Here is a 12,340-nt window from a genome sequence, read left to right on the forward strand (position 1 = left end):
CCTCAGTCGAGATCGAGCGCCAGGGCGGCGCGGGAATCTTCCGATATCACGGCCATGTGGCCGTAGGCGGGGTGCTCGAAGCCGATGATGATTTGCGTTCCCGGCTGCTTCAGGAGGGACGCCTGGGCATCGGTCATGGGAAAATGGACGAACTGCACCGACGAGGCCTTGCCGTCTTCGTTGGTCCGTTCCTGGTCGTCCTCCGGAACGCCCTTCACCAGTTCATTGCCGAACTTCAGGAAGGCCGTGTGTTCGACGCCGCCAAGGCGGCCGAGGAAATTCGCCCGGCGCACGGGATCGTCAATCTCGAACATCACCGTCGCCACCAGTTCGCGCCCCTGCGGGATGAGCGGATTGTAGGCGCGCAGTTCATCGGCCAGCTGCTCGTCGCCGCCCTTCTCGATATGCAGCATTTCCTGAACCTGCTGCAGCATCGTATCGAAATTCTCGAAATAGAAAGTGGCAACCGGCCCGACCTCGATCCGGCGCTTTTTCTTCATGGCAACGACGGCTTTGCGCTTCTCGCCGCGCTGGCTGGCATAGATATCGGCCGGAAGGATGTCGGCCTTGGTGATTTCCTTCTTGCGCGTCGCACTCATGCTGATCCTCGGTCACATAACCACTTGCACTGCCGTCCGGCGGGAGCGGCAGCCGAATTTCACATCAACCCATAGGCCCGCGCGAAGAGTTCGATCGGGTGCGGGGCTTCTTTAGCCGGTTGTTCGCCGGGCTTCAGTGCGCCGATACCTTGCAGGATATGGGCACCGGCGAGCGGGCATTCCGAGGCGACATGCTTCTTTGCCGCATTCATTACCTGGCGTGCCACCGGTTTGCCGACCTTGAGCGCGATTTCGAAATTCTCGGCCAGGACACCCCAGGCCCCACCATGGCCGGAGCAGCGTTCCATCACCGCCACATCCGCGTCCGGAATGAGCTTCAGCATTTCGGTCGCCTTCTGCCCCATGTTCTGGGCACGGGCATGACAGGCGATGTGGAGAGCAACACCGCCGTCAAGCGGCTGCAGCCCGGGGGCGAGCCCTTCGCGCTTGGCGATGTCGACCACATATTCGGAAACGTCGAAGGTCGCGTTGGCAAGACGCTTGATCTTTTCCTCACCGGGCAGGATCAGGGGCCATTCGAATTTCAGCATCAGGGCGCAGGAAGGCACCAATGCCACCACGTCATAGCCATCTTCGACATAGGGCAGCAGCGCATCGGCGACACTGTGTGCATGTTCGGCGACGCGCGCGACATTGCCCTGCTCCAATTGCGGCATGCCGCAGCAGCGCGGATAAACCACTTCGGCGGCAACACCGTTCTTGGCCAGCACATTGAGCGCCGCCATGCCGATATTAGGATTGTTGTAATTGGCAAAGCAGGTCGCATAGAGCACAGCCTTGCGGCCAAAGGCCGGCGCTTCTGCGTTGACTGCAGGCTTTTCTTCCATCGCGCGCAGCACCAGCGTGCGGCCGTGGAACTTCGGCAGATGTGCGCGGTGGTCGATGCCCGCCACCTTTTCCATCACCTGGCGTGCCGCCCCGTTCCCGGCGACAGCGTTGGCGAGGGGAGCTACGACGCCGGCAGCCTTGCCGTTGCGGTCGGTCTCGGTGAGCTCGGCATAGATTTTGTCGTTCTTGCCTTGGCGCAACTCGGCGGCGCGATAGCGCAGCATCAAATGTGGGAAATCGAGCGCCCATTCATGCGGCGGCACGTAGGGGCATTTGGTCATGAAACAGAGATCGCACAGCGTGCAGGCGTCGACGACTTTCTTATAGTCCTCGACCTTCACCCCCGCCATTTCATCGGGACTCTCATCGACCAAATCGAAGAGCCGCGGGAAGGAATCGCACAGATTGAAACAACGCCGACAACCATGACAGATATCGAAGACGCGATGCATCTCCGCATTGATCTTGTCCATGTCGTAGAAATCGGGGTTCTGCCAATCGATCTTGTGGCGAACCGGGGCCTCCAGGCTGCCTTCGCGCATGGACCCATCCCTCGCACGTGCGGTTGCAGGAGCAATGTGGAAATCGACACCGCCACCCCGCCGTCAAGGACAGGATGGCGGTAGCGATCTTAGCTGAAACGGGCGATCAGCCCAGCGTGTCGAGCGCCTTCTGGAAGCGGCCGGCATGGGATTTTTCAGCCTTGGCCAGCGTCTCGAACCAGTCGGCGATCTCGTCGAAGCCTTCCTCGCGCGCGGTGCGCGCCATGCCCGGATACATGTCGGTGTATTCGTGCGTTTCGCCGGCGATCGAAGCCTTGAGGTTCGGCGCGGTCGAGCCGATGGGAAGACCCGTCGCGGGATCGCCCACTTCCTCGAGGAATTCGAGATGGCCGTGCGCATGGCCGGTTTCGCCTTCCGCGGTCGAGCGGAACACGGCGGCGACATCGTTATAGCCTTCGACGTCGGCCTTCTGTGCGAAATAGAGGTAGCGGCGGTTCGCCTGGCTTTCGCCGGCAAAAGCGGCCTTCAAATTGCCTTCGGTCTTGGAGCCCTTCAAAGCCATTTTCGTCTCCCTATCAAAATGGGTTGCGTGGGGGTCTTGGGGCGGTGGTCCGACCTTCTCTCATTCAATCCGGAGCGTGCCGGATTGAGCCGGGTACGCCGCGACAAGCTTGTCGGTGAACGAACTCTAGGCCCCGCAAGCGAAGCCTGTCAACAAACTGGAATGGTTTTAAGAAAGGAGATTAGTGTTTGATAGAATTAGCGAATTAATAGTCATTCGCAAGCCGGACGATGACGTCGACACGGGCCACTTTCATGCCCTTCGGCGCTTCCGGCAACTGCCCCAGCGAGACCTGGTTAGCTGGAATATCCATCAGCTTCCCCTCGCCTTCGACGAAGAAATGGTGATGCGGAATCATGTTGTTGTCGAAATAGGAACGGCCCGGCTCGACCACCACTTCGCGCAGCAGGCCGGCCGCTGTGAATTGATGCAGCGTGTTGTAGATCGTCGCCAGCGAGACCTGGATCCGGTTGGCCACGGCCTCGGCATGGAGATCCTCGGCCGAGACATGGCGGTCGCCGCCTTCAAAGAGCAGCTTGGCCAGAGACAGGCGCTGGCGTGTCGGGCGCAGGCCCGCATCCTTGAGCTTGCCGAGGATGGAGGTAAAAGGGCGTTTCGTTTCCATCACAAAAGCTTAATCGAAGCGGTTCAGGGTGAAAAGCCGGATTCTATAATGGCTCAAACGGGCCGCAGGCACGGGACAGACGCCCAAACCCTGCGCGTGGCAACGTTCGCGGCAAGCGCATAGCAGCGATCCCGGATCGGGCGTGGTGAGAATGAGTTGCAGGGCCTATCCTCTGCCCATTGCCGCCCCCAAGGCCTCGCCCTTCATGCCCGTCCGCATTGCTTCCTATCGCACCCTGGCCCTCATCGTGGCCTCGGCCCTTTTCATGGAAAACCTCGACACTACGATCATCGCGACGGCGCTGCCGCAGATCGCGCGCGAGATCGGGGCGGCGCCACTCCAGGTCAACCTCGCGATCACGTCCTATCTTCTCAGCCTCTCCATCTTCATCCCGTTGAGCGGCTGGGTCGCCGACCGGTTCGGCGCGCAGCGCGTCTTCAGTCTGGCGATCGCGATTTTCATGGCGGGGTCGATCGCCTGCGCCGCATCCGATTCCCTCACCGCCCTCGTTCTCGCCCGCATCCTGCAAGGGTTCGGCGGCGCCATGATGGTGCCGGTCGGTCGCCTCGTCATCCTGCGCGCCGTGCCCAAGGGCGAACTCATCAAGGCAATGACCTATCTCACCATCCCGGGGCTGCTGGGGCCGGTGCTGGGACCGCCCATCGGCGGTTTCATCGTCACTTATTCTTCCTGGCGCTGGATCTTTCTTCTCAATATTCCGGTGGCGATCCTCGGCATCATTCTGAGCCTTCTCTACGTGCCGCACATCAAAGCGCCGAAAGTACCCAAGCTCGACTGGGTCGGCTTCGTCCTCACCGGGCTCGGCCTGGCCTCTCTCGTTTTCGTCTTCGAGGCGATGGGGCGCTTTTCGTTGCCCTTGTGGATCCTTGGCAGCATGGCGGGTTTCGGGGCGCTGTGCCTTGTCACTTACTGGTCGCGCGCACGGCGGACGGAGGATCCCATCGTCAATCTGAAGCTGATGCGGATCAGCACCTTTCGCCGCGCCATCGTCGGCGGCAGCGTCTTCAGGATCGGCATCGGCGCCCTTCCCGTGCTGCTCCCGCTCATGCTGCAGCTGGGGTTCGGCCTCTCGGCCTTCGCCTCCGGGCTTCTCACCTTTTCCAGCGCCGCCGGCGCCCTCGTGATGAAAGGGGCGACGCAATCCGTCCTCAGGGCGTTCGGCTTTCGCCGCGTCCTCATCATCAACGCACTCTTCTGCGGCGTCGTGATGATGGGCTATGCGCTTTTCACCCCTGCCGTCCCGCACAGCATCATCTTCCTGGCACTCCTCGCCGGCGGCTTCATCCGCTCGCTGCAATTTACCGGGCTCAACGCGCTCTCCTATGCCGATATCGGCGAGGGCGCGATGAGCAGCGCCTCGACCTTCTCCGCCATGATGCAGCAATTGTCGCTCTCCATCGGCGCCGGAACCGCTGCCCTCTCCCTCCATATCACCATGAATGCGCGCGACGGATTGTCGCTGATCGCCAGTGATTTCCAGCCGGCCTATCTCGTCATCGGCGGCATCGTCATGGCGTCGAGCCTGTTCTTTCTGGGGCTTGCCCGCGATGCCGGCGCCAATGTCAGCGGCAATGTCCGGCAGGTGGCGGCCGCCGCCGAAATCAAGGAAACCCGCGCACGCTGACAGTCGACCTGCTATGTTGGCGCCTATTTTCGTCAAGCGCCGACATGGAGCCGATACCAGATGTTCACCGAACATCCCTTGCGCCGGGAATTGAATGACGAGGTGCATGCGCGCCCGCCCCTGCGCATCGACGGTCCGGCCCTGGTGCTGCACTTGGCCTGCCTCCGCGCCCCGGGCGATGCGGCGGGTGCCGCCGATCTTCACTTCATCGCGGACCTTGCACAGCATCACGGCGCCGCCGCACCTGACCCGGGCAGCCGTTACGGCATTCTGCCGCGCGGTGAGACGCAGCTGAAATGGGAGCTCCATACCGAGTTCACCAGCTACACGCTGGTCATGCCGCGGCCCGACATCAAGGCGGAGGGTCTCGGTTGGGCGGACCTCCCGGCCGATGCGCGGATGCTGGCCACCCAGGTTCCGGGCCAGGTCGTCGCGGCGCAGCTTTTGGAGATCCGCTCCGGCCCCGGCATGCAGCAGACGGCCGAATTGATCGGCGCCCTGTTCCCGTCCGGCGATACGGTAGCGTCGAGCGTCGGCGACAAGGCCGCCGAGGTCTGGACCGATTTCCGCCTGGGCCCCACGGGTTTTGGCCGCATGCTGCTGATTAACCGCTCGCTGTCGGCCGGCCGCGCCGGGCGCATGGTGCAGCGCCTGTTGGAGATCGAAACCTATCGCTTGATGGCGCTGCTGAGCCTGGCATTGGCAAGGCGCGCCAACGCGACACTCGCCGATCTCGAAGCGCGCCTCAAATCGCTCATCGAGCGGACGGCCGCACCCGATGCGCAGCGCGATGAGGGGGATCGGCAATTGCTCGATGCGCTGACGCGTCTTGCCGCCGAAACGGCCAGCCTCGGCACCGCCACACGCTACCGCCTGAGTGCTGGGGCTGCCTATGCCGAACTGGTCATGCGGCGCCTCTCGGACATTCGCGAAGGTCGGGTCGATGGCTTGTCACGGCTATCGAGCTTCCTGGACCGGCGCTTCACCCCGGCGATGCGCACCTGCGAGGCCTTCGTCCGCAGGCTCGATCAGCTGGAGACCGGCATCGACCGCGCGAGCGACATGCTCAGGACCCGGGTCGACGTCAACCTGCAGGCGCAGAACAGTGCGCTGCTCAAGGACATGGAGAGCCGCAGCCGCACGCAGCTCCGGATTCAAGAGGCCGTCGAGGGCCTCTCGGTCTTCGCCATCAGCTATTATCTCATCGGCCTGTTGAAGGTCGTGACCGACGGGCTCTTTCCGGTCGAGAACGAGCACGCCCACAAGCTGCTCGCCGCCATCGCCGTTCCCATTGTGCTCGGTGCCGTCTGGCTCGGCGTCAAACGCCTGCGCCGGGCGCTGAAAGGTCACTAAGCCAATCGCCCGAGGGGGATGATTTCCTTGGCGTCCGGCCGATAATCGCCGCCCAGCCAGTCGCCCATCCACCGGTCGACGGCAAGGCCCGCTTCCGCCATCAACCGGGCAAGGCTTTCCTGTGGCGAAAAACGGATCTGCGATTTCGCGGCGAGGAGATCGCCGTTCGCCAGCCGGTAATAGGTGCCGTAGGTGACGATGCCGGTCGCTTCATCAAAGGCATAATCGTTCCAGGATTCGACCTTGCCGTGCTTCGGATGCTCGATGAAACGGTGCGAATCGGCCTCGCCCCATTCTTCCCATTCGCGCTTCACAGGATTCCGGCTGTCGAAGATGAAGCGACCCTGCGGCGCAAGATGCGCGGCGATGGTCTTCAGCAGGGCCAGCTGGTCATCGTCGGTAAGCAGGCATTGGAAGGCATGCCCGGTCATGCAGATGAAGTCGAAGCGGCGCCCGAGGCGCACGCTGCGTCCGTCGCCATGAACCCAGGTCACACGCGCACCACCATCCCGCTGGCGGGCGATATCCAACATGGCGGCGGCCGGATCCACACCCGTCACCTCGGCACCCATCGCGGCCCCCTGTGCGGCAATGGCGCTTGCCAGCAATCCGGTGCCACAGCCCAGGTCGAGAACGGTAGCAGCACCTGCGGCGAGCTTCAGGCACGTCCGCGTGTCATCGTACCAACCATTGTCGATATCGTAGAAATCGGCGAAGCGCGGATCCTGGTAGAGGAGATCGGGCGTGGAGTGAGTCATTTCTCTTCGACGAATTCGATGATGACGCCATTCGCTTCCTCGGGCGGCACGATGCAGCCCTTGCCGGTCTTGAAGGAAAGAATGTTGGCGAAATGGAGATGGTCGCGGCAGCGCGCCTTGTCCGCGACCGCAATCTTCATAGCGGCGATCCAGGGCGCCTTGATATCGGGAAGCGGTACCATCGTGGGATAGAGCTGGGCCAGCCCCTCGCGCGTGGTGAAGCGGATGTGGCCGTGCCCCGTATCAAGGACCGTCATGAGATTGGCCGTCGAGATGCGCGCCGGTCCAAAGAGCGGCAACCAGCCGAAGACGGTTTCGACCGGGTCATCCACCACGATCGTGAGCGAGACGAGGCCCGTCGCGCGATTGGCATGGCGCAGCCATTCCGGCTGGCGCAGCAGGCCCGGCGTCTTGTGAACACAGACAAAGGCGGAGAGTGCCGGCGTTGCCTCGGGCTTCAGCATCACCAGGCCGAATTCGGGCAGAACCGTCCCTTCCGGCAATTCCAGCTCACGCTTCAGCACCTTGGGACCGTCGAAGGGAATGCCGGCAGCCTTCACCTGCTCGGCGCAGACGCTTTCATCGTCGCCGGCAAAGGCGAGACCCATGAGCCCTTCGCGACCCGCGAGGAAGCGGTCGAGATTGTTGGTGAACTGGGCGGGATCGATGATGCCCAGCAGTTCGATGTAATCATGCGGGAACATGATGCAGTAATTGCCGGTGCCCCAGCCGATATGCCGACCGCGCGGCGTCAGGTGGAAACCCAGGCGCCGCCAGCGTTCGGCAGCAGCTTCAAGGTCGCGCACGCCGATGAGAACATGGTCGATGCCGGTGACGGCCGGGATTGGCGATGTCGTATCCAGGGCTGGCGGCATCCTATCCCCATGCGTTTCCGCTGCCGCGGTCGGCTGCCTGGGCAATCCGTCCGAATCGGCCTCTTCTGTGTATCGCAGTTTGAGCGGGCGGTAAACGCCGACAGGAATGGAGTCCACTGCCTATCATCAGTGCCCAAAAGAAAACCGCCGCCCCGGTGCTCCCGGAGCGGCGGTCAAACCGATCTATGGTCCCACCGTGCTTAGTGCACGCGGGCCCAGATCTTGCGCTTCGCCGCATAGGCGATGAGCGTGAAGGCAACCAAGAACAGCATCGCCTTGAGACCCGTGCGGATGCGGCTCTCATAGTTCGGCTCGCCGGCCCAGGTGAGGAACGCCGAAACGTCCCGCGCCATCTGGTCGACAGTGGCCTGCGTGCCGTCCTCATACGTCACGGCACCTTCCGAGAGCGGGGCCGGCATCGCGATCTGATGGCCGGCAAAGCCCTCGTTATAGTTCATGCCGTCGTTCACATGGAAACCGGCGGGCGGCTCCTTGTAACCGGTCAGCACGCCGTGGATATAGTCGGCGCCTTCATAGGCACCGAAACCCTTGCCGGCGCGGCTGCGGGCGATGAGCGACAGATCCGGCGGCAAGGCGCCGTTGTTGCCGGCACGCGCCGCCTGCTCGTTGGCGAAGGGCGCCTTGAAGCGGTCGGACGGCTTGCCCGGACGCTCGAACATCTCGCCTTCGTCGTTCGGGCCGTCCATGACGGTGACGCTGGCGGCGATTTCCTTCACCTGCGCTTCCGAGAAGCCGATCTCCTGCAGACTGCGGTAGGAGAGCAGGTTCATCGAATGGCAGGCGGAGCAGACGTCCTTATAGACCTGGAAGCCACGATGCAGCTGGGCCTGGTCGAACTTGCCGAAGAAGCCCTGGAACGACCAGGCTTCCTTTTCGACATGCACTTCATGCTTCGGCGACGCCGCGACAAAGAGGACGGCCGCGACACCGACCAGCGCGGTGATGCCCTTGAGGAGCAGAGTCTTGGCGCCCATCAGAGCTTCTCCATCGTCTTGGCCAAGTTCTTGGCAGGAGCCTGGGCGATCGCGGCATGCGAACCGCCACCCCCGAGAACCGGACGGGAAATCGAAAGCGGAACCGGCAGCGCCTTCTCGAAGATCGAGAGCAGCGGCAGGATCACCAGGAAGTAGCCGAAATAGTAGGTGGTCGCGAGCTGGCCCATGGCGATGATGCTGATGCCAGCCTGGCCTTCATCCGGCGCGATCGAGAACGACAGCGGCGACCAGATCCAATCCGGCGGGTTCTTGCCGCAGATGGTGAGGATCGCGCAATCGAAAGCCAGCATCCAGAAGAACCACTTGAAGACCGGCCGATAGCGGCCCGAGCGGACCGGCGAGCGGTCGAGCCAGGGCAGGACGAGAAGCACCAGGATCGAAGCGAACATGGCGATGACGCCAAGCAGCTTGTCCGGGATCGAGCGCAGGATCGCGTAGAACGGCAGGAAGTACCATTCCGGAACGATGTGCTGCGGGGTCGACAGCGGGTTGGCCGGGATGAAATTGTCCGGGTCGCCCAGTGTCACCGGCGCGTAGAAGATCCAGTAGGCATAGAAGATCATGAACACGCCGAGACCGAACATGTCCTTCACCGTGTAGTACGGATGGAAGGGGATCGTGTCCTGCGGGCCCTTGGTGTCGATGCCGATGGGGTTGTTCGAGCCAAAGCGGTGCAGCGCGACCACGTGCAGAACCACGACGCCCAGCAGAACGAAGGGCAGCAGGTAGTGCAGCGAGAAGAAGCGGTTGAGCGTCGGGTTATCGACCGAGAAACCACCCCAGAGGAGGGTCACGATCGACTTGCCGACCACCGGCAGGGCCGAGAACAGGTTGGTGATGACGGTGGCACCCCAGAAGCTCATCTGGCCCCAGGGCAGCACATAGCCCATGAACGCGGTCGCCATCATGAGGAGCAGGATCACCACGCCGATCTGCCACAGCAGTTCGCGCGGCGCCTTGTAGGATCCGAAATAGAGGCCGCGGAACATGTGAACGTAGACGACGATGAAGAACATCGACGCGCCGTTCATGTGGATGTAGCGGATGAGCCAGCCGTAATTGACGTCGCGCATGATGCGCTCGACGGAATTGAAGGCGTAATCGACATGCGGCGTGTACTGCATGGCAAGGAAGATGCCCGACGCCATCATCACCACCAGCATGAAGCCGGCGAGGCTGCCGAAGTTCCACCAGTAGCTGAGGTTCTTCGGGGTCGGATATTCGTTGGCTTCGTGATCGAGGAAGCTGAAGACCGGCAGGCGGTGGTCGATCCAGCGAACGATCGGGTTCTTGAATTTCGCGCTCATTTTCCCCGCTCCCTCAGCCGATCTTCACCACGGTGTCGCTCGCATACTGGTAGGTCGGAACCTCCAGATTGAGCGGCGCCGGGCCTTTGCGGATACGGCCGGACGTGTCGTACTGCGACCCGTGGCAAGGGCAGTACCAGCCGCCGAATTCACCCTTGGGCTCGGAATCCTTCTGCCCCAGCGGCACGCAGCCGAGATGGGTGCAAACACCGACCAGGACCAGGTATTCCGGCTTGATCGCCCGCTTCTCGTCGGGCTGCGGATCCTTCATCTCGGCCGCATCGTCCTTCTTGGCCTGCTCGATTTCGGCGGCCGTGCGATGGCGGATGAAAACCGGCTTGCCGCGCCACTTCACGGTGATCGCCTGGCCTTCGGCCACCTGGCCGACATCGACCTCGATCGACGACAAAGCGAGCACGTCCTTCGACGGGTTCATGGAACTGACGAACGGCCACACCGCCGACGCCGCGCCAAACGCGGTCACCGAGGCTGCTGTCAGAAAAAGAAAGTCGCGCCGCGTGCCTTCTGCGCCCGCATGCTGGGGCGACTGCGCGTGGTCCGCCATCTATGTTGTCCCTCCGGCAAGAGAAACCGGCCCACGCCTATCACCACGTCGCTGCCGTGGTTCTGGGGTCGCGGACTGGCCTGAATACTCAAAAATTCCGGGGGTTTATACCATGTCAGCCAATTCGGACCGCAAGCCAGAGGCGCGACAGAACGCCGCACTAAGGACAAGAATCCGTCCCCATCCGGCCGCAGACCAACTCGGGTCCCGGCATTCCCCCTCAACCGGAGCAACGGTATAAACAATTCCGAATGATTTGCAAGGTGAGGGCAGAGCGCCCTTGGCCCCTCGAAAGTATAGTTAAATCATGCGTTTGGTCCTGTTCGAGCCCGATATCCCGCAGAATACCGGCACCCTCCTGCGCCTGGCCGCCTGCTGGAACATCGCCGTCGACATCATTTTCCCCTGCGGCTTCATTTTCGACGATGCCCGCATGCGCCGCGCCGGCATGGATTACCTGGATGCGGTCGATCTTGTGCGGCACACCTCCTGGACCGCCTATCAAACGTGGCGCGCGGCCAACCCAGCTACGGCCGGGCGGCTTTTGCTGCTGTCGACCAAGGCGGCAGAGCCCTATCAGAATTTCGCCTTCCGCCCGGACGACAGCATCATGGTGGGGCGCGAATCGAGCGGCGTTCCGGAAAGCGTCCATGAAGCGGCCGATCATCGGCTGGTCATTCCATTGCGCTCGGGGATGAGATCGCTCAATGTCGCCATCGCCGCCGCGGTCGTCACCGCCGAAGCCCTCCGTCAAAACGATTTCCCGGGTCTCTGAATGATCGCCTACAGCAGCACCGCCCCCTTTCCCGACGATTACCAGGAGCAGGCGCGGCGCTGGTTCCAAACGCTTCGGGACGAAATCTGCGCCAGCTTCGAGGCGCTCGAAGACGAATTTTCCGACCACCCGAATCTTGCCCCAGGCAAGCAACCGGGACGGTTTGAGCGCACCATCTGGGAACGTGACGGTGGCTCAGGTATCGGCGGCGCGGGTGGTGGTGGCACCATGTCGGTCATGCGGGGACGCCTCTTCGAAAAGGTGGGCGTCAATATCTCGACCGTCTTCGGCACCTTCTCGCCGGAATTCCGCCAGCAGATTCCGGGTGCCACCGGTGACGGGCAATTCTGGGCCAGCGGCATCAGCCTCGTTGCTCATATGTGTTCGCCGCACGTCCCGGCGGTTCATATGAACACGCGCCTCATCGTGACGTCGAAGGCCTGGTTCGGTGGCGGCGCCGACCTTACCCCAATGTTCCCGGAAAACCACGCTGGTGATTCAGCGGCCTTCCACGCCGCTCTCAAGGATGCCTGCGACAAGCAGAATGCCGACTATTATCCGCGCTTCAAGAAATGGTGCGACGAGTACTTCTATCTGCCGCACCGGAACGAACCGCGGGGCCTTGGCGGAATTTTCTACGACCAGCTCAATTCAGGCGATTGGGCACAGGATTTTGCCTTCACGCAGGATGTCGGCCGCGCCTTCCGCGACGTCTATCCCCAAATCGTGCGGCGGAACATGGCGGCAGGCTGGACGCCGGAAGACAGGCACCGCCAGCTGGTACGCCGCGGCCGCTATGTCGAATTCAACCTGCTTTATGATCGCGGCACGACCTTCGGCCTGAAGACCGGCGGCAATACGGAAGCGATCCTGATGTCGATGCCGCCGGAGGTTCTGTGGCCCTGACC

At 62.5% G+C, this 12,340-nt stretch carries 13 protein-coding genes; 4 read left to right on the top strand and 9 right to left on the bottom strand.

Annotation, left to right across the window (positions count from 1 at the left end):
* Positions 1-2: 2 nt before the first annotated feature.
* The 4 genes from ACE3PP_RS13255 to irrA form a co-directional block, all read right to left on the bottom strand.
* Complete coding sequence (locus ACE3PP_RS13255) at positions 3-599, bottom strand: DUF3501 family protein (protein ID WP_374383028.1); 597 nt, start codon at positions 597-599, stop codon at positions 3-5.
* 59 nt (positions 600-658) lie between these two features.
* Entirely contained in the window at positions 659-1,990 is a 1,332-nt protein-coding gene (locus ACE3PP_RS13260; RefSeq protein ID WP_374383030.1) for a (Fe-S)-binding protein, read from the bottom strand.
* A 106-nt stretch (positions 1,991-2,096) separates the two neighbouring features.
* On the bottom strand, positions 2,097-2,513 hold the full coding sequence (locus ACE3PP_RS13265) for a rubrerythrin family protein (protein WP_374383032.1): 417 nt from the start codon (positions 2,511-2,513) through the stop codon (positions 2,097-2,099).
* A 205-nt stretch (positions 2,514-2,718) separates the two neighbouring features.
* Positions 2,719-3,138 (bottom strand): iron response transcriptional regulator IrrA, encoded by a 420-nt coding sequence (gene irrA, locus ACE3PP_RS13270; RefSeq protein WP_374383034.1) that lies wholly within the window; start codon positions 3,136-3,138, stop codon positions 2,719-2,721.
* A 151-nt stretch (positions 3,139-3,289) separates the two neighbouring features.
* Between irrA and ACE3PP_RS13275 the strand changes: the two genes are divergently transcribed.
* The gene (locus ACE3PP_RS13275; RefSeq protein WP_374383036.1) at positions 3,290-4,783 is read left to right on the top strand and encodes an MFS transporter; all 1,494 of its coding nucleotides are present in this window, start codon (positions 3,290-3,292) and stop codon (positions 4,781-4,783) included.
* A gap of 60 nt (positions 4,784-4,843) precedes the next feature.
* Positions 4,844-6,136: a DUF3422 family protein gene (locus ACE3PP_RS13280; RefSeq protein ID WP_374383038.1), complete on the top strand. Its 1,293-nt coding sequence runs from the start codon at positions 4,844-4,846 to the stop codon at positions 6,134-6,136.
* Here the strand turns inward: ACE3PP_RS13280 and ACE3PP_RS13285 are convergent.
* The 5 genes from ACE3PP_RS13285 to petA form a co-directional block, all read right to left on the bottom strand.
* The gene (locus ACE3PP_RS13285) at positions 6,133-6,894 is read right to left on the bottom strand and encodes a trans-aconitate 2-methyltransferase (protein ID WP_374383040.1); all 762 of its coding nucleotides are present in this window, start codon (positions 6,892-6,894) and stop codon (positions 6,133-6,135) included. The two genes, ACE3PP_RS13280 and ACE3PP_RS13285, sit on opposite strands and share 4 nt — an antisense overlap.
* Positions 6,891-7,769 carry a VOC family protein gene (locus ACE3PP_RS13290; protein ID WP_374383042.1) on the bottom strand — a complete coding sequence of 293 codons (879 nt, stop codon included), beginning with the start codon at positions 7,767-7,769 and terminating at the stop codon, positions 6,891-6,893. The genes ACE3PP_RS13285 and ACE3PP_RS13290 overlap by 4 nt, the downstream gene beginning before the upstream one ends.
* Before the next feature lie 200 nt (positions 7,770-7,969).
* The gene (locus tag ACE3PP_RS13295; protein WP_374383044.1) at positions 7,970-8,764 is read right to left on the bottom strand and encodes a cytochrome c1; all 795 of its coding nucleotides are present in this window, start codon (positions 8,762-8,764) and stop codon (positions 7,970-7,972) included.
* Complete coding sequence (locus ACE3PP_RS13300; RefSeq protein ID WP_374383046.1) at positions 8,764-10,092, bottom strand: cytochrome bc complex cytochrome b subunit; 1,329 nt, start codon at positions 10,090-10,092, stop codon at positions 8,764-8,766. The genes ACE3PP_RS13295 and ACE3PP_RS13300 overlap by 1 nt, the downstream gene beginning before the upstream one ends.
* Before the next feature lie 13 nt (positions 10,093-10,105).
* On the bottom strand, positions 10,106-10,657 hold the full coding sequence (gene petA, locus ACE3PP_RS13305) for a ubiquinol-cytochrome c reductase iron-sulfur subunit (RefSeq protein ID WP_374383047.1): 552 nt from the start codon (positions 10,655-10,657) through the stop codon (positions 10,106-10,108).
* A 307-nt stretch (positions 10,658-10,964) separates the two neighbouring features.
* Here petA and ACE3PP_RS13310 point away from each other — a divergent pair, with 307 nt between their 5' ends.
* Together ACE3PP_RS13310 and hemF are read left to right on the top strand one after the other, a co-directional pair.
* Positions 10,965-11,432, top strand: coding sequence for a tRNA (cytidine(34)-2'-O)-methyltransferase (locus tag ACE3PP_RS13310; RefSeq protein ID WP_374383049.1), 468 nt, complete (start codon positions 10,965-10,967; stop codon positions 11,430-11,432).
* Positions 11,433-12,338, top strand: a complete 906-nt coding sequence (gene hemF, locus ACE3PP_RS13315; protein ID WP_374383051.1) for an oxygen-dependent coproporphyrinogen oxidase — start codon at positions 11,433-11,435, stop codon at positions 12,336-12,338.
* Positions 12,339-12,340: the final 2 nt, after the last annotated feature.

Source organism: Dongia sp., assembly GCF_041910485.1.
Classification (GTDB): Bacteria; Pseudomonadota; Alphaproteobacteria; order Dongiales; family Dongiaceae; genus Dongia.